We start from the raw sequence: 16425 nt of genomic DNA on the forward strand, positions 1-16425 counted from the left end.
CGCCTGCATGTTTGGCCTGGGAGGACCGATTAGTTGGCGACCTGCGCCTCGATGGCCTTCGGCGCGCTGACCGGCTCAGCCGCAATCGCGATCTTGCGCGGCTTCATGGCTTCCGGAATGCTGCGAAGCAGGTCGATGTGGAGCAGACCGTTCTTCAACGAAGCGGCGGTGACCTCGACGTGATCGGCAAGCTGGAAGCGGCGCTCAAAGGCGCGCTTGGCAATGCCGCGATAGAGGAACTCGCTGCCTTCTGCATTGTCTTCGCTCTTTTCACCCTTGACGGTCAGGGCGTGGGCCTGTGCCTCGATGAAGATTTCGGTCTCATCGAAACCGGCAACGGCCATGGTGATGCGATAGGTGCTCTCGCCGGTACGCTCGATATTGTAGGGCGGATAGGTCTGGCCCTGGTCAGGCTGACCGAGACTGTCGAGCATGGTGAAAAGACGGTCGAAACCGACGGTCGAACGATAAAGGGGAGAGAAGTCTACGTGACGCATGATGTCCTCCTGAGGAAGCGACGTGTTGCGATAATTGCCCCTGAAACCCCTTGATCGGCAGCTTCGGGACGGGTGGACAGGCCCGTTTGGCGCCTGCAGGAATGAGATGGGGATGGCTTTTGCGCAGTTCAAGACCCCGGCGCAGGAGCGCACTCACGTTGCGTGAACCGCATATGAATAGCCGGTTCGGAAGCCATTCATGAGTGCAGGATTAGGAATCATGCCCATCGGGTGACACTGGCCCGACGGCTGGAGTGTATCGTCCCTTCGTCTTCAGCCCGATCTCCAGCCGGCATCGCGGAACCTCAAGTTCCGCATGCCGGTCTTTTTTTGAACGGTTGAGTTCAAAGACGACGACAGCCCGTCGCATGTCAGACCGACAGCTCCTTGGCACGCGCGTTGATCTTTTTGCAGGCATCCTCGAACGGATCGCGCATCGGCACCAAGGGCGAAGCGCCAAGCAGGAGAAGCGCTTTCAAATGCGTCCAGCCGCCTTCCTCGCCGGCAACCGGCGCATAAGACGTCATCGGACCGCGCTCCTCACCGGCATAAAGGCGTTCGTACTCCGCAAAGTTGGAGAAGTTTTCGTGACTGTTGTCCGAGGGATGGAAAGTCTCGGCCGCAGCGCCTTCAGCAAGGATGACTTCATGCGTATCGAGCAGGACGGCATAGTACTCGATCGACCTGTCGTTGGCAGGAACGACTGGCGCAATTGTCGTGCCGTTCACGAGATCCTTGACGCGGATCAGAACGCCATTCAGGAACAGCGCATGGCCAGGCGACAGGTAGAGATCGGAATGTGGCGTATGCTCATCCAGCGCATGGCGCGAGACTCGGACCGGCACGACGCCGTCATGCCAGCGCGCGCCACTCTTCTTGAAGACTTGGCGACCGACCCACTTGATCCGCCGTGTATCCCCGTCCGGAAGCGCAACGCGATCGCCGATCCGAAGATCCTCGACACGTTTTTCACCGCAATCTGTCAGGATCAACGTCCCACGCAGGAAGCAATGCGCACCACCGCCGCCGTTCCCGCCGCCACCAGAGTTGCCATTCCCGCCGCCACCAGAATTGCCATGCCCGCTTCCGCCAGAACCACCCCGCCCCCAACGCCTGCCCATCGCGTGCGCAGGGGAAGAAGAAACTGCCATGGCGATGGCCGCAACGCTTGCGAAACGAGCACCGGCAGCGGCCGCCACACCCAGAAAATGCCTGCGCGCGGTATTGCGGGGCAGCTTTGGATCTTCCGTAGACGACATGCTGGCTTCCTTTGAAAAGAGTAATACTGCCCCATGGTACAATAAGTTGCATTGCATTGAACTTCGCAGAATAGCGCTAACGCCTACTCAAAAGGGAGTATACGAAGCCCGCCACGAGCCACACCAGCTCAAGACGTTTGCATAGCGGTGACAGGATTGAACGTTTTTCTCTACCGCAGGTTGGCACCACATCTTTCTTTCATTTGACATGGCGATCGCCTATCCGCTTTACTCGACAGGCGAATCCGCGAAGGACACGATCGATCAGCCATGGAACCAGTCCTTTTCTCGACCCCCGACAATCCGATACCGGAGAACCGCACGGAAGGCTTCTTCGAGACGCATGATGGCTATCGGCTGCGTTATGCCGTCTTCCGCTCTGATGCGCCGGTAGCCAAAGGCACCGTCGTCCTCCTCCAGGGCCGCAACGAATATATCGAGAAGTATTTCGAGACGATCCGCGACCTGACGGCCAGTGGCCTCTGGGTTGCAACATTCGATCTGCGCGCCCAGGGCGGCTCAGACCGGCTTTTGAAGAATCGCCCCTACGGTCATGTCCGCCGCTTCATCGATTACGAACACGACCTCGACACGTTTCTCGAGAAGATCGTGCTGCCGGATACCCGCCTGCCCTTCTTCATCCTCGCGCATTCGACCGGAGCGTTGATCGCGATGTCCGCCGCCCCCTACCTCTCGACGCGCATCGAGCGCATGGTGCTGACAGCCCCGTTTATTGGCCTCTCGGGCCAGGCAGCGTCGGAAGGTACGATCCGCGCGCTCGCTGGGGTCGCGTGTTCGCTCGGTCTCGGCTCGTTTCCGCTGACGCGCAAGCTCAAGGAACAGCCGTTCCGCGACAACCCTCTGACATCGGACCAGACGCGGTTCGAGCGCAACGCTGGTGTTGCCGCGGCCCATCCGGAATTGACGCTCGGGCCCCCGACGGCACGCTGGCTGCACGATTCGTTCCTAACGATCGACCGCGTGACGTCACCGAACCATCTGTTCTCGATCACCATTCCGACGGTCGTCATCGCGCCGACGCGTGACGAGATCGTGCCTTATATCGCGCAGGAGCGTATCTCCCGCTATTTCCGCGCCGCCCAGTTCGTCCCGATCAACGGCGCGCGGCATGAGGTGCTGCAGGAACGCGATGTCTACCGCAAGGCAGCGCTTGCAGCCTTTCACGCCTTCATTCCCGGTAGCGATGCCGAGTCCGTCGAGGAAGTCGAAGGTTTTGGCACCTAGCCCGGCCGCTATCCGACGACCTCGGCAAGTGCCGATGGCTGCTATCGATTGAGGACAGCCATCGCCTGCTCGTAGACGGCGCGGCTTCCCGCGGCGATGATCGAGCCGCCGTTTTCCGGGCGCCCGCCATCCCAGGTCGTAATGATCCCGCCAGCGTTCTCGATGATGGGGATGATGCCGCCGACATCGTAGGGCTTCAGACTGTTTTCGATAACCAGGTCGACGTGGCCGGCAGCGAGCAACGCGTAGGCGTAGCAATCCGTGCCGTAACGGAAGAGCCGCACCTGGCTCTCGATCTCTGTGTACTTGTCCATCTCCGCGCCCGTGAAGAGATGCGGTGAGGTGGTGAAGAGAATGGCGTTCGCCAGTGCACCGCAATCGCGAACCTGCAGCCGGCGCTCTCCCTCCGGACCGTTGTAGATAGAACCATTCGCATCCGCGAAGTAGCGCTCGCCGGTAAAGGGCTGCTCGATCATCCCCATAATGGCCCGGCCATATTGCTGCAGGCCGATCAGCGTTCCCCAGACGGGCACGCCGGAAATAAAGGCACGCGTGCCGTCGATCGGGTCGATAACCCACACGTATTCGCGGTCCAGGCCGATGCTGCCGTGCTCTTCACCAAGGATGCCGTGATCCGGGAAATGCTCCTCGATCAGCGCGCGGATGGCGACCTCAGCCGCCCTGTCGCCCTCGGTGACAGGGTCAAAGCCGCCCGACAGCTTGTTTGTCACGTCGAGCCCGGAACGGAAACGCGGCAGTGTCTCGGCCTTGGCGGCCTCCGCCAGGCGGTTGAAGAACGAGCGATCAGGCAACATGGTGAAATCCATCGGTGGCGCGCGAGTGGCGCTTTTCATAGCGGAATTGCGGCCGGTTGCAAACGAGAGCGGCAGCTTTTAGCCGGCTGCACATTTTTTTTGCACTGCAAAATTCTGATTGACAATTGTGCATCGCAATAGTAGCGTTTGCTCACAGTCTTCTGACTGTAAATACCCTCCTTGGGTGTTTCCTCCCTAGACTTGGACCGCCGCAAGGCGGTCTTTTTTTGGCAGCCTGGAAGGCTTACTCGGCAGCCAGGGCAGAATCTGTCGCGAACTGCGCCACATAGACCGCCAACTGGCGCATGAAGGCGGTGATCGCTCCGACAACCAAGGCGAAGTCTGCACGCTTCTCCAGCGTAATTTCGTCGACATAGATCGACCGGTTCACTTCGATTTGCAGCGCATGCAGCCCGCGTGACGGGCGGCCGTAGTGCTCGGTGATGAACCCGCCGGCATAGGGCTTGTTGCGGATCGCGGTGAAGCCCATTTCCTCGAAAATGGCGACGGCGGCGCGCGACAGCTCTGCCGAGGCACTGGTGCCGTAGCGGTCGCCGATGATGAAATCGGGCCGCGCATTGCTGCCGGCCACCCGAACATTGCCCGGCATGGAGTGGCAGTCGATCAGCACGCCGAAGCCGAACTGCACATGCGTGCGGGCAATCAGGCGCCGCAGCGCCGCATGATACGGCTTGTAGACGCTCTCGATACGATCCAGCCCCTCCTGCACCGACAGCCGCCGGGTGTAGATCTCCATGTTCTCCGCAACGATGCGCGGAATAGTGCCAAGCCCGCCCGCCACGCGCAGCGAATTGATGTTCGCGTAAGGCGGCAGCAGACCGTCGAACATGCGCGGATCGAGCTCGTAAGGCTCGCGGTTCACATCCAGATAGGCGCGCGGAAAGTTTGCAAGCAGGAGCGGCGCCCCAAGCGCGCTCGCATGGGCGAACAGCTCATCGACATAGTGGTCTTCAGAGCGGCGTATGGAAACGCCTTCGAGACGCGACTGGGCGATGAACTCAGGAGGATAGATGCGCCCGCTGTGCGGCGAGTTGTAGACGAATGGAATGGTGTGCGACAAAGGCTCCCGGACCTCGAAAAGTGCGTATTCTGGGATTTCGTGCACCCTTGTTCCCTCTTTACCATGCCAGGAGGCTACTGCTTCACCCATGTTGCCAGTTGCCGCACGGCAAGTCCATACTATCTCATGGGGATGACGGCCCGGACGGCCTCTTCACCGGTTGTTTACTGGGCGAACTCTAGTGTAAATGGCTGGAGCCCACGCATAAATTACTGATCAGCGGTCTGGATAATGACTCAGAAGATACTTCTTGCAGAAGACGACAACGACATGCGCCGCTTCCTTGTGAAGGCGCTTGAAAAGGCAGGCTACAAAGTCCTCTCTTACGACAACGGCGCCAGCGCCTATGACAGGCTTCGCGAGGAACCCTTCTCGCTGCTCCTGACCGATATTGTCATGCCCGAAATGGATGGCATCGAGCTGGCGCGCCGCGCGACCGAACTCGATCCAGACCTCAAAGTGATGTTCATCACTGGATTCGCGGCCGTTGCGCTGAACCCCGATTCGAAGGCACCGAAGGACGCCAAGGTTCTTTCCAAGCCTTTCCACCTGCGCGACCTCGTCGAGGAAGTGAACAAAATGCTTGCCGCATAAGGCTTCCGGCAGCGCATGTCACAAAACCGAAAAAAGCCTATTGACGGCAAAAAAGGTTTGTGGTCTATGCGCCGCCATCGGATGGGCGTGTAGCTCAGCGGGAGAGCACTACGTTGACATCGTAGGGGTCACAGGTTCAATCCCTGTCACGCCCACCATTCGAATTCAAGGGCTTAGCGGAAAACCGCTAGGCCCTTTTCCGTTTCGGGATGCTGGATGAAGCACCGCTTGCGCGCGGTTCCGCGAGCGCCCGCTGCCATGGCGAGAAAGGGGTGGGCCGCCTTCAGTCTTTGCGCATTTAATGCTCCGATCCCAAGAGCATTGGAGGCAGCCATGTCGCCATTTCTAGCGCCGCACGCCGTTGTCGCTTAACGCGGCGAAGGTTTTCTGCCGGAGCAGCCGGCAGCTCTGTGCCATCACGAAGAAAATCGGGCGGGCAGCAGACTCTGACGGCCGGCCATACGCGAACTGGGATGGCCGTTTGCCTTCCGGCATCAATTCTGGGCGTCTCGTTGAAGCGTCGCCTCGATATCCGCTGGGAGAGGCGCGCCTCCTCTTGAGACGCTACGGATTATTGTAAAAGGATCCGCTGTCGTAAACGCAGGCGTAGTCGAGCACGCACTGCTTGCCCGTCGCATCCCGGACATTGGCGGTGGAGCGCGCATAGCCCAACCCACACTTGGCGGGTGGATAGCGAAAGCTGCTGCCGCCAAAACCGGAGCGGACGAACACCTTCTTGTTTTGGCGGATAATCTGCGAGATTTGGCTGCAGGTGTGAGCGCGAGCATCGACGTTCAGTGCCCCAGCAGAAAAGGCTGTCGATGGCAGCAAGAGCGTGGCGGCCAAGATCGCAGCATTGAAGGCAGCACCAGATGCAGCGCCCATTTCGTTTTCCCCCGGGATGAGCATGGCCGGAATCCGACTATACTCGTCTTTGGCGAACCGACAAATCGGCGGCCGCCGCACCCCGGAGTGGCCCGCTTGGGCGATAGGCTGCCAATCCGTAGACGATGCGCGCTGGTGCTGGCAGAACGCCCGCCAATCAGCGGGCGCTTCGTCCGATTTTCGTGCGCAGCAGCAGCCCATGCTACATGCACGCAGCCGCCGATTTCATTGCCGCCTCGGCAAGCGCCTTCGTTTTGTGCGAGCTTCCGACGGCCATAGCGGCCTTGCCGTCAGGGCGCTTCGCCACGACGCTGCATTTGTTGCTGTTCGGAGCATGTTCCACATAATAGTGGCTACTTGCGGCGAGCGCCGGAGCGACGCCGAAGGCCAGGATAGCAACACTCAGAGCGATTTTCCTGATCATCGCATTTCCTCCATCTTAGCTTAACCGGCAGTCTCGCTGCCAGGCCAAGAGGTAGCTATCGCGCCCGATGGGTTTCGACCAAGCGTCATTTCACCGCACGTCCCCGTCTGCTCGGCCCCGAATGGCCGCACGGCAAACGCGGTCGATTGCCAGGATTGAAAGTAGAGCCTATCGACCAATTTCGAACACAGAAGAATGGCAAGTCGCTGCCCCTACAACAGCACTGCCGAGATACGACGAGGTAAAGACATGAAACTGGCAACTTTGGCCGCTGCTTCGCTGCTCGCCGCAACAATGACGACAGCAGCCGACGCAGCCCCGCAAAACTTCCCCGGCGCCCCCGGAGCGCTAACGCTTTCCGGCAAATGCGCCAAGCTCGTCGTTGGCAAGGTCGACGCGACGAAGGGTTGCGAAGGCGAACTCGCAAGCGTGACGCTTGTGAATGGCCAGGTCACCTTCATCTTCACCTCAGGCGGCAAGATGCTGGGCTTTCAAGGCGATGGCACGGCCATCAAGCCCGCCTCCAACGGCAATGCTCGCATGCCACTCAACCTGGTGGTGACGGGCGTCGGCCAGAAGATGACCGGTCAAGTGAAAGTTGCCGGCACCTGCACGATGGGCAACCCGTATGGCGGCAAGCCGGTTGCCATCGAATGCACCGCCGAAAGCAAGGATACGGCGTTTGCGGGCAGCTTCCGCACCAATGGCAAGGCGCCGAAGCAGAAGTAGCCGACCGTTTTGCAGGTACAGGCCAGGTTCAGGCACACCAGGCGCCATTCGCGCCGGGTTTGCGTGCCAAGCCCTCGTTGATCATCTGCATGCCGATCGACAGGCCATCGCGCGACACGACGTTCGGCACGCCGGCCTTGCCAGGCCGCCCGGCCGGGTTCATCGAGAAGGATCCGGAGTTCAGGATGTTCAGGAGCCACAGCTTGGCAGCAAAGCCAAGCCGCTTCTCGTTGTCGCAACGAGCCGTCTCGATGCCGGGGCTCACGACGTCGGCAATGGCGATCTTCTCGCCCTTGTACCAGAACGTGCCTCCATCGGCGACGCAGTTGATGTGCTCTCCCTGCCCGCAATAACCGAACGCGGCCTTGCCGGTCTGCGCTTGCGCGGGTGAGATGGAGACCGGGATCGCTTTTTCGGGTACGACAGGCGCCTTGGCCGGAATAGGCACGGCAGCAGGCGGTACCATGCGCGGCGGCGCGGTGATCGAGGCGGTCTGCCTCGGGCTGGAATCGCGTGCAGGTTCGCTTCGCACGACCGAGGCCGGCCGGGAAACGATGGACGCCGGCGCGTGCGCGGCCAGCATCGGCTTCACGCTCTTCCAGTTGTCGTAAATCGCAATGCCACCAACGGCGATGACGCCGATGATTGTCCAGGGAAGAGCGCTTCCACCTCCCCTTCCCTTCGATCGTGCCGATGATTTGCGGCGGCGGGTCGCAGTCTTTGCCATCTATCCGATTCCCGTGAACGGACGGATTATCGCCGGGCAATCCTTTCCGAAAGGTTGGCAGCTGCTTCATTTTCGCATGGAAGACGAGGGGCGCAGCGGATGTTGCTGATATTTTCCCTGAGCTGGGGTTGCGCCGTCCGGGCCAGCAGGTGGCTTTCGGCGCAAGCTACGCTCCGCCATTGACCGGTTGCGTTCTTGGCCACCGTTGCTACAACTTACCGGCAGTTCATCTTGCAGGAGGCGGTTCGAGCGATCCCGATCATCAGACTGACGATCCATGATGCTGCGAAGCGCCTGACGAAGCGGCGACTACAATCGCCGCACCGCCGGGGACGCCGTGTCCGGCCTCAAGCGCGTCGGCGGGTCCCAACGAGAGCCCGGCGAATTCGTGATCTCGATGCTTTCCAGATCGATCTGAATATCAGCGGCCGCGCGAAGCGCTTGCCATTCGATCTCGTGCTTCATGTAAATGTCGTGCGGCACCAAAATTGCTTTCATCCTTCTCACCGGTTGTCGCGAGTAAAAACGTCAGGGTTGCAAACACCGATGCGTCAACGGGTCGGCTTTGCGATCGTGGAATCGTCCTCCACGGCCGGTTTCGGCCCACCCTTCGAAAGATCACCGCCGGTTACGTGGGCGGGAACGTGGACGTCATCGAAAACGCCGTGCGGCAGCGTCAGATCGACCTGATGTGGAGGCAGCACTTGCGCCTTCTGCATTCGGTTGGGGCGCGCTCGCTTCATTCGGTCGGATTTTTCCGTGCGTTTGTCGGGAGCGTGGGTCGAGGGGTGCATCGTCGGCCTCCTTTTTATTGCGCATAACACTGGTGAACTAGGGCTAACGACGGCGACGCCGGATGGTTCCAAAGAAAAGGCAAAGCGCATCGCGCCGATCTTGACTGGCGCGGGAAGTTCACTACCTTCGCCTTATCCCGCGGCCTCGGACATCGGCCGACGGGTGAACCTGGTGCCGGGCCCCTCTGGCGAGAGTTATTACGGCGCTCTCGTGATGTCGGTACCGCCTGCAGCTTAAGCCGGCGGATTTTCATTGATGAAAAAGCTCACCATGCCTCACGCGCATGCCCTTTGTGGTATGTCGCGTTTTTCACGCACATATTCCCCGTTCGACAAGGCTCATGGCTGCGAGGTGCGGCCATGACCAACAGTTCCTCGCAGAAATCGACGCTCGGCTATTTCCGCTGGGCCTTCATCGTCACCTTCCTCGGCCTCATCTTGGGCGCAGCCCTCGGCGGGCAGGCCACCGGCACCATCGGCGGCATGGCGACCGTCTTCTTCGTCTGCACGGTGCTCGCCGTGCTGGAGATCTCGCTCTCCTTCGACAACGCCATCGTCAATGCCAACAAGCTGAAGGAGATGACCCCGGTCTGGCAGCATCGCTTCCTCACCTGGGGTATCGTCATCGCCGTTTTTGGCATGCGGATCGTTTTCCCGCTCGCGATCGTCGCGATCGCCGCCAACATCGGCCCCTGGGAAGCCTTGGTGCTCGCCGCCCGCGAGCCGGCCGAATATGCCCGCATCATGAACGACGCGCATCTGCCGATCGCCGCCTTCGGTGGTACCTTCCTGATGATGGTCGGCCTCAACTACTTCTTCAACCATGAGAAGGACGTCCACTGGATCGCCGGGCTTGAAAAGCTCATGGCCCGTTCCGCCACGATCAAAGGCATCGAGATCGCCTTCGTTCTGGCGCTGGTCCTGATCTTCTCGTCCTTCCTTGGCGAGGAAGAAGCCACCACCTTCGTCCATTGCGCCATCTACGGCCTGCTGACCTTTCTCGCGGTCGAGGTGATCGGCGGCCTGCTCGATGCCTCGCAGCAGACGATGAGCGCCGCCGCCAAAGGCGGTCTCGGCGCCTTCATCTATCTGGAAGTGCTGGATGCCAGCTTCTCCTTCGACGGCGTTATCGGCGCCTTCGCGCTGACGCAGAACCTCTTCGTCATCGCCATCGGCCTCGGCATCGGCGCCATGTACGTGCGCTCAATGACGATCATGCTTGTCGAAAAGGGAACGCTTGCCGAATACCGCTATCTCGAGCACGGCGCCTTCTACGCAATCCTGATCCTTTCCGTGATCATGTACGTGCAGACCATGTTCCATATCCCCGAGGTCATCACCGGCCTTGGCGGCGCAGCCCTGATCGGCATCTCGCTGTGGTCTTCCATCCGCTACAACAAGAAGGAGCAGGCGGCAGAGAGAGCGCAGGCGCACAAGGAACTGCACGCCTGAACCTGATGAGCCACACCCGACGGTGCGGCTTCAGCAGGACAAAAATAAAGCCCGCGACCATCCGGTTGCGGGCTGTTTCGTATCTGGCGATCGGCCAACCGCCAAAACCGCGCCGAAGGGTGCAGATGAGTTTAGTGGTTGATTCTGCCAAACATGCTCGGGTCGATGCCGAGCTCGCGCAGATCGCGGGCTTTCGGGCGACGGCCAGCTTCGATGGTGGCGCTCACAGCATTTGCAGCACCGATCACCGCAAAGGCGCGGCCAAGGAAGCCATCGCGAATGGACTTACGGAAGGACATTTTCTTTCTCGCTTTGCTTTATCATTGACCGCTCACATATGTGGCCGCGCGCGTCTCGCCACAAGCAATGGAAATTCAGCCCTGCTATGCAAGAACATGCGGTCGGCGGCCTTGCTGGCCCGAAGAAAGAGCTGCTCCTCAAACCAGGCGCGAGCTGTCTTGCCTGTGACACGAAAAGGCCGGCGGATGTTTCCATCGCCGGCCGCAAGGGAGGGGTTCGGGCAGTCTTTTTCTTTTAGTCCTCGTTCGCAGCAAGCTGCGACAGAACCTCGCCGCGTCCGCGCAACCGCAGAATCAGCGGAATGATGAAAGCCGCCGCGGCAACGATCAGCAGGCCGGCGGCGATCGGCGACATCACCAGCGTCGTCACGTCGCCCTGGCTGATCGCCAGCGCGCGGCGCAATTGCTGCTCGGCCAGCGGACCAAGGATGAGGCCGACGACCGCAGGCGCGATGGGGTAGCCGAAGAGCCGCATGATGTAGCCGAGAACGCCGAAGGCGAGCAGCATGCCGAGCTCGAACACAGAGGGGTTGGCGCCGATCGTGCCGAGCGTCGCAAACAGCAGGATACCGGCATAAAGCCATGGCTTCGGGATCGTCAGCAGACGCACCCACAAACCGATCAGCGGCAGGTTGAGCACCAGCAGCATCGCATTGGCGATCAGCAGGCTGGCGATCAGGCCCCAGACAATCTGCGGGTTGTTCGCAAACAACAGCGGACCGGGCTGCAGACCATATTGTTGGAAGCCGGCGAGCATAATCGCTGCCGTCGCCGTCGTCGGCAGGCCAAGCGTCAAGAGCGGCACCAGCGTGCCGGCCGCAGACGCATTGTTCGCAGCCTCCGGACCGGCAACGCCTTCGATCGCACCGTGGCCGAATTCCTCCGGGTTCTTCGCCAGACGCTTTTCGGTGGCGTAGGAGAGGAACGTGCCGATCTCCGCACCGCCGGCCGGCATAGCTCCGATCGGGAAGCCGATCAGCGTGCCGCGCAGCCAAGCCTTCCACGAGCGTGACCAATCCTGGGCCGTCATCCACAGCGAGCCCCTGACGGCCTCGACCTTCTCTTCGCCACGATTGCCCTGAGCGGCGATATAGAGCGTTTCGCCGATCGCAAACATCGCGACCGCAAGCGTCGTTACCTCGACGCCATCGAGCAGATCCGGAACGCCGAAGGAAAGGCGTGCCTGTCCTGTCTGCTGGTCGATGCCGACCATGGCAAGCCCAAAGCCGATGAAGAGCGAGGTCAAGCCGCGCAAGGCGGAGTCCCCGAAGGCCGAGGAGACGGTCACGAAGGCGAGGACCATGAGGGCGAAATATTCGCGCGGTCCAAAAATCAGCGCAAGCTTGACGATATAGGGCGCGATGAAAGCAAGGCCGAGCGTTGCGATCAGTCCCGCGACGAACGAACCGATCGCCGCCGTCGCCAGCGCTGGCCCGCCGCGGCCGGCCCGCGCCATCTTGTTGCCCTCCAGTGCGGTGACGATCGAGGCGCTTTCACCGGGCGTGTTGAGAAGAATAGAGGTCGTGGAGCCGCCATACATGCCGCCGTAATAGATGCCCGCGAACATGATCAGCGAACCGGCAGGGTCCAGCTTGTAGGTGACGGGAAGCAGAAGCGCCACGGTCAGCGCCGGGCCGATACCCGGCAGCACACCGACCGCAGTGCCGAGCGTAACGCCGACGAGCGCATAGAGCAGGTTCATCGGCTGCATGGCGACCAGGATACCCTGGAAGAGGAATTCGAAGGTGCTCATCGCATCCAATCCTAGAAGAAGATTCGTTCGAACGGGCCGGCAGGCAGGGTCAGCTGCAAAAGCTTCGCGAAGATCACCCAGACGACGAAGCTGAAGGCGATGCCCGCGGGGATCGAGATCCAGAGTTTGCGACGTCCGAAGCCGGCCGCCGTGAACGCAAAGAGAATGCCGGTTGCGATCGAAAAGCCTGCTATCTTGAGAAGCAGCATCTGCGCGGCAAGGCCGGCGACAATCCAGATGACGGGAGCAACTTCCTGATGTCCCCGCTCCGGAAACTCATTGCGCCAGGCTTCGAAGATCGTCCAGATGCCGAGACCGATCAGCCCGAAGGCCACGACCTTGGGTGCGGTTGCCGGGCCGATGCGATCATACTGGGCGATAGCGCGCATGTGCGACGCGTCCCAGAGCATGACGGCGGCGACGGCGAAAAGACAGATGGCGATGACCAGCGCCGCCCAGTCGGGGCGACGCTTCGTTGCCAAGGGTTCACTACCCCTGCTCATTGGACAAGTCCGATCTCTTTGAGGATGGTTTCGGTTGCCGAAACGTCCTTGTCGAGCTGCGCCTTGAAGGCGTCGCCGGCTAGGTAGGTGTCGGCCCAGCCCTTGGTCTTCAGGATTTCCTGCCAGCCGGCAGACTTCGAAAGCTTGTCGAAATCGGCGGTGATTGCAGCCGTCTGCTCGGCCGAAAGGCCGGGTGCTGCGGCAACCATGCGCCAGTTCTCGACAGCCACATCGAGGCCCGATTCCTTGAGCGTCGGCGCGTCGACGCCCTCGATGCGCTTGTCGCTGGAAACGGCCAGAAGCCGGAGCTGCCCAGCCTTCACCTGGGATTCAAACTCGCCGTAGCCGGAAATGCCCGCGGTCACCTGCCCGCCGAGAATAGCGGCCAGCGCTTCGCCGCCGCCGGAGAAGGCGACATAGTTGATCTTCGTCGGGTCGACGCCGGCAGCCTTGGCGATCAGGCCGACAGCGATATGGTCGGTGCCGCCTGCCGAACCGCCGCCCCAGGAAACGGAGCCCGGATCCTGCTTCAGCTTGGCAACGAGATCGGCCATCGTCTTGATGTCGGATGCGGTCGGAACGACGATCGCCTCATATTCGCCGGTGAGGCGGGCAATCGGCGTGACGTCCTTGAGGGTGACTGGCGACTTGTTGGTCAGGATCGCGCCGACCATGACGTAGCCGCCGACGATCAGTGCGTTCGGGTTGCCGCTGTTCTGGCCGGTGAATTGGGCGAGACCGATGGTGCCGCCGGCGCCCGGAACGTTTTGAACCTGCACGTTGCCAGAAATGCCTTCCTTCTGCATAACGGTCTGCAGCGAACGGGCCGTCTGGTCCCAACCGCCGCCGGGAGCGGCCGGCGCCATGATGGTGTAGTCGGCGGCATAGGCCGGCAGCGCGACCGCGGCTGCGAAAATGGTTGCAAGAAAAGTATGCTTCACGAGTGTGCCCTCCGTGGGCGCGGCTGAGAAACCGCGCATTGTTCTCGATGGAATCGGGAAGGACGCTGCAGACGGACGTAGGGTCCGTTATGGCTGGCAAGCTCCTCCCGAAACTTCATCTCTCCGCCTCCACGGAGCTGAAGTTCTGCAAAGCGGACCACAACAAGCTGTCATTTAGCTGACATCGGCTAAGTATCCACCCCATAGTGACACTTTTTTGCCGTAATTGGCACTGACCGGGGGACATCGCAGAATTCCGACCTCGATGGAACTTGTCCGCCGCCCGGGCGTTAAGAACGGCTAGGAGGATTGAGCCATGAGTTCTCACATCGATGCCAAGCAAATCGAACATGAGGGCTTACGACAGGTGTGGAGCGTGCGCGACTTCGCGCACCGTCACCGGTTGGACAAAGAAGAGGAGAAGCGTCTCCTCGCGCTTTTCGGATCCTTCGCGACCAAGCAGGAATTGCTGGCAAACGCCCAGCGGCCCTGCCTGTTCCGGTAGCTCATTCCGCGACGAACTCCCTATTGCGTGCGCAGCACTTCGTTCCAGTGCGCGATCAGTCTGGCGCGCTTGACCTGATCCAGATAGACCATCAATCCCGGGCTGACAGGCACGGGCCGCAACTGCGCACCCAGAAGCTCCTGCATCGTGTTGGCCGTATTTTCGCCGGCAACTTCGGGGCTGACGGCGGGAATCTGCAGCTCGCGCGCCATGATCGTCTGCCCCTCCTTGGACATGAAGAAGGTGAGGTAACGTCGCCCGAGTTCCGGGTCGGCCGCCGCCTGCGGCACGAGGCCGATGCGCGACATGACCACCGTATAGTCCTTCGGCAGCACGATCCCGACATCGGGATGGCGCCTCGCCCAATCGGCGGCGTAGGAGCCGAGGATGTTGTAGCCGAGCACAAAGCGTCCGTCGGAAACACGCTCCAGAATGGCAGAGCTCGTGGAATAGAGCTTGACGCCGGCCGCCCCCATGGCGCCGACGACCGACCAGATATCGCCGAACTGCTCCTGGTCGCGCGCCATGAACAGGAAACCGACGCCGGAGCGCTCGATGTCATAGGTTCCGATCCGGCCGTGGACAATATCGCCTTTGCGCTTGAGGTAATCGACGAATTCGGCCCGCGAACTCGGCGGCGGCTCACTGGCGAAGCTTGGCTTGTGGTAAACGAAGACCGCCGGCTCGAAAGTCAGCGCGTAGGCGGTATTGCGCCAGTTGGCCCATTTCGGCCAGCGAGCGCTCATCGGCAGGTTGCTCACCTGCGCGTAGCCGTCGTTGGAAAGCTTCACCTGCAGGTCCATTGCCGACGAGAAGGCGAAATCGGCCGTGCGCTTGCCGGCATCCGTCTCGCGCACGATGCGGTCGTAGATTTCCCCGGTCAACATGTCCTCATACTTGACCGCCACATCGGGGTTGGCCGCCTGAAACCCGTGGATCATCGGCTGCGCCAAGGGCTCGTCAAGCGAGGAATAAACGACCAGCGTCGGAGCCTCCGCATTGCCGGAACGCGCGGGATAGAACACCTCGTCCGCAGTCGCCAGACCGGGACAGAGCAGCAGGCATGCAAGTAAAGATAGTCTCCTCATCCCCCTAAGATGCATGAGCGTGGAGGGCGATACAAGGCACCAAGGCGATCTAGGGCAGCGGGCGGATCCACGCGCCGCTGAACCGTCCATCCTCGGCGAGAGCGAAGCGCCATTCCATCAGTTCGTTTTCGAAAGCCACCTCGTAGACGTCCCATCCTTCCGGCGATACACCCTTGAAAACATGGCTTTTCAAGGGACCCGCCTTTTCGAGATCGGCCTTGATCTTCTGCGCCTGCTCGCGCGTCGCGGCGGCGAGCGGCTCGGTCATCCGGCCGAGATCGAATTCGCCCCGTGCAGCCTCGTCGATGAGGCTAAGCAACCGGGCCTCGCTGCCGGCGACCGGTCGCTTGTCCCTGATCCTACTTTCAAGTTCAGCGGCGATCTCCTGCGCCAGACCCTCGTCGATGCGCCGTGCCGTCTGCTCGTAGCCGTTCTGGTGTAGTATGAGGCCTTCCGCCGGAGCCCCATTCTCGTGGGCAAAGCTTAGCTGCGCCGGCACGACTCGATAGAAAAAGACATCCTCCTTTTCAGGATAGATATCCAACCGGTCCTGACCGGTGAGCTGAGCTGCCAGCCCGCCCTCACGCATTGAGATCGTCATGACGCCGCCGTTCGGAAAGCGGTAGGCGCCGACACAGCGGCTGTAAATGGCCGGATCGATCGACACTTCGGTGCGCGGGCGGGCCTGCTCGTAGCGCCGCCATGCCACGGCATCAGCGGTATCGTCGCTCATGTTTGTCTCCAATGAAAGAACACAAGGGGAGAACACCACCATCTGGCGGCCTATTCCTTGGGTTCTGTTGGTATGTGATCGGCATTTTCGCCGATCGGCTA

20 protein-coding genes and 1 tRNA gene are annotated in these 16425 nt (G+C 61.0%); 6 read left to right on the top strand and 15 right to left on the bottom strand.

Annotation, left to right across the window (positions count from 1 at the left end; genetic code table 11):
* Positions 1-29 precede the first annotated feature (29 nt).
* Entirely contained in the window at positions 30-497 is a 468-nt protein-coding gene (locus tag BSG20_RS26670; RefSeq protein ID WP_072380238.1) for an Hsp20 family protein, read from the bottom strand.
* Between the two features lie 371 nt (positions 498-868).
* Positions 869-1756, bottom strand: a complete 888-nt coding sequence (locus tag BSG20_RS26675) for a Hint domain-containing protein (RefSeq protein ID WP_072380236.1) — start codon at positions 1754-1756, stop codon at positions 869-871.
* A 270-nt stretch (positions 1757-2026) separates the two neighbouring features.
* On the opposite strand from BSG20_RS26675, the gene BSG20_RS26680 reads away from it, so the two are divergent.
* Entirely contained in the window at positions 2027-3001 is a 975-nt protein-coding gene (locus BSG20_RS26680; RefSeq protein WP_072380234.1) for an alpha/beta fold hydrolase, read from the top strand.
* A gap of 41 nt (positions 3002-3042) precedes the next feature.
* On the opposite strand, the gene hisN is transcribed toward BSG20_RS26680, so the two are convergent.
* Together hisN and BSG20_RS26690 are read right to left on the bottom strand one after the other, a co-directional pair.
* Positions 3043-3816: a histidinol-phosphatase gene (hisN, locus tag BSG20_RS26685; RefSeq protein ID WP_072380319.1), complete on the bottom strand. Its 774-nt coding sequence runs from the start codon at positions 3814-3816 to the stop codon at positions 3043-3045.
* Between the two features lie 244 nt (positions 3817-4060).
* On the bottom strand, positions 4061-4942 hold the full coding sequence (locus tag BSG20_RS26690; RefSeq protein WP_072380232.1) for an N-formylglutamate amidohydrolase: 882 nt from the start codon (positions 4940-4942) through the stop codon (positions 4061-4063).
* Positions 4943-5128: 186 nt separating this feature from the next.
* Between BSG20_RS26690 and cpdR1 the strand changes: the two genes are divergently transcribed.
* On the top strand, positions 5129-5491 hold the full coding sequence (gene cpdR1 / locus BSG20_RS26695; protein WP_007527565.1) for a response regulator CpdR1: 363 nt from the start codon (positions 5129-5131) through the stop codon (positions 5489-5491).
* An 83-nt stretch (positions 5492-5574) separates the two neighbouring features.
* Positions 5575-5649: transfer RNA gene (locus BSG20_RS26700), tRNA-Val, on the top strand.
* Positions 5650-6055: 406 nt separating this feature from the next.
* On the opposite strand, the gene BSG20_RS26705 is transcribed toward BSG20_RS26700, so the two are convergent.
* Entirely contained in the window at positions 6056-6376 is a 321-nt protein-coding gene (locus BSG20_RS26705) for a hypothetical protein (protein ID WP_072380230.1), read from the bottom strand.
* A gap of 202 nt (positions 6377-6578) precedes the next feature.
* A complete protein-coding gene (locus BSG20_RS26710) occupies positions 6579-6800 on the bottom strand; it encodes a hypothetical protein (RefSeq protein ID WP_072380228.1) in 222 nt (73 codons plus the stop codon).
* Positions 6801-7049: 249 nt separating this feature from the next.
* Here BSG20_RS26710 and BSG20_RS26715 point away from each other — a divergent pair, with 249 nt between their 5' ends.
* Entirely contained in the window at positions 7050-7529 is a 480-nt protein-coding gene (locus BSG20_RS26715) for a hypothetical protein (RefSeq protein ID WP_072380226.1), read from the top strand.
* Positions 7530-7557: 28 nt separating this feature from the next.
* On the opposite strand, the gene BSG20_RS26720 is transcribed toward BSG20_RS26715, so the two are convergent.
* The 3 genes from BSG20_RS26720 to BSG20_RS26730 form a co-directional block, all read right to left on the bottom strand.
* The gene (locus BSG20_RS26720) at positions 7558-8256 is read right to left on the bottom strand and encodes a hypothetical protein (protein WP_072380224.1); all 699 of its coding nucleotides are present in this window, start codon (positions 8254-8256) and stop codon (positions 7558-7560) included.
* A 309-nt stretch (positions 8257-8565) separates the two neighbouring features.
* A complete protein-coding gene (locus tag BSG20_RS26725) occupies positions 8566-8754 on the bottom strand; it encodes a hypothetical protein (protein ID WP_072380222.1) in 189 nt (62 codons plus the stop codon).
* 53 nt (positions 8755-8807) lie between these two features.
* Positions 8808-9050 carry a hypothetical protein gene (locus BSG20_RS26730; RefSeq protein ID WP_072380220.1) on the bottom strand — a complete coding sequence of 81 codons (243 nt, stop codon included), beginning with the start codon at positions 9048-9050 and terminating at the stop codon, positions 8808-8810.
* A 360-nt stretch (positions 9051-9410) separates the two neighbouring features.
* Between BSG20_RS26730 and BSG20_RS26735 the strand changes: the two genes are divergently transcribed.
* Complete coding sequence (locus BSG20_RS26735; RefSeq protein ID WP_072380218.1) at positions 9411-10502, top strand: DUF475 domain-containing protein; 1092 nt, start codon at positions 9411-9413, stop codon at positions 10500-10502.
* 131 nt (positions 10503-10633) lie between these two features.
* Here BSG20_RS26735 and BSG20_RS36655 read toward each other — a convergent pair whose 3' ends face one another.
* The 4 genes from BSG20_RS36655 to BSG20_RS26755 all read right to left on the bottom strand — a co-directional run bounded on the left by BSG20_RS36655 (position 10634) and on the right by BSG20_RS26755 (position 13998).
* A complete protein-coding gene (locus BSG20_RS36655) occupies positions 10634-10801 on the bottom strand; it encodes a hypothetical protein (protein WP_093041484.1) in 168 nt (55 codons plus the stop codon).
* A gap of 235 nt (positions 10802-11036) precedes the next feature.
* Entirely contained in the window at positions 11037-12554 is a 1518-nt protein-coding gene (locus tag BSG20_RS26745) for a tripartite tricarboxylate transporter permease (RefSeq protein WP_072380315.1), read from the bottom strand.
* Positions 12555-12565: 11 nt separating this feature from the next.
* Complete coding sequence (locus BSG20_RS26750) at positions 12566-13057, bottom strand: tripartite tricarboxylate transporter TctB family protein (RefSeq protein WP_072380216.1); 492 nt, start codon at positions 13055-13057, stop codon at positions 12566-12568.
* The gene (locus BSG20_RS26755) at positions 13054-13998 is read right to left on the bottom strand and encodes a Bug family tripartite tricarboxylate transporter substrate binding protein (RefSeq protein WP_072380317.1); all 945 of its coding nucleotides are present in this window, start codon (positions 13996-13998) and stop codon (positions 13054-13056) included. Before BSG20_RS26755 ends, BSG20_RS26750 begins: the two co-directional genes overlap by 4 nt.
* 316 nt (positions 13999-14314) lie before the next feature.
* On the opposite strand from BSG20_RS26755, the gene BSG20_RS26760 reads away from it, so the two are divergent.
* On the top strand, positions 14315-14503 hold the full coding sequence (locus BSG20_RS26760) for a hypothetical protein (RefSeq protein ID WP_072380214.1): 189 nt from the start codon (positions 14315-14317) through the stop codon (positions 14501-14503).
* A 20-nt stretch (positions 14504-14523) separates the two neighbouring features.
* Here the strand turns inward: BSG20_RS26760 and BSG20_RS26765 are convergent, their stop codons facing one another.
* Both BSG20_RS26765 and BSG20_RS26770 read right to left on the bottom strand, forming a co-directional pair.
* Positions 14524-15591 carry an ABC transporter substrate-binding protein gene (locus BSG20_RS26765; RefSeq protein WP_177309896.1) on the bottom strand — a complete coding sequence of 356 codons (1068 nt, stop codon included), beginning with the start codon at positions 15589-15591 and terminating at the stop codon, positions 14524-14526.
* Positions 15592-15640: 49 nt separating this feature from the next.
* Positions 15641-16324 carry a DUF3471 domain-containing protein gene (locus tag BSG20_RS26770; RefSeq protein ID WP_072380212.1) on the bottom strand — a complete coding sequence of 228 codons (684 nt, stop codon included), beginning with the start codon at positions 16322-16324 and terminating at the stop codon, positions 15641-15643.
* Between the last annotated feature and the right edge of the window lie 101 nt (positions 16325-16425).

The sequence above is a fragment of the Rhizobium tibeticum genome (genome assembly GCF_900110205.1).
Lineage (GTDB): Bacteria > Pseudomonadota > Alphaproteobacteria > Rhizobiales > Rhizobiaceae > Rhizobium > Rhizobium tibeticum.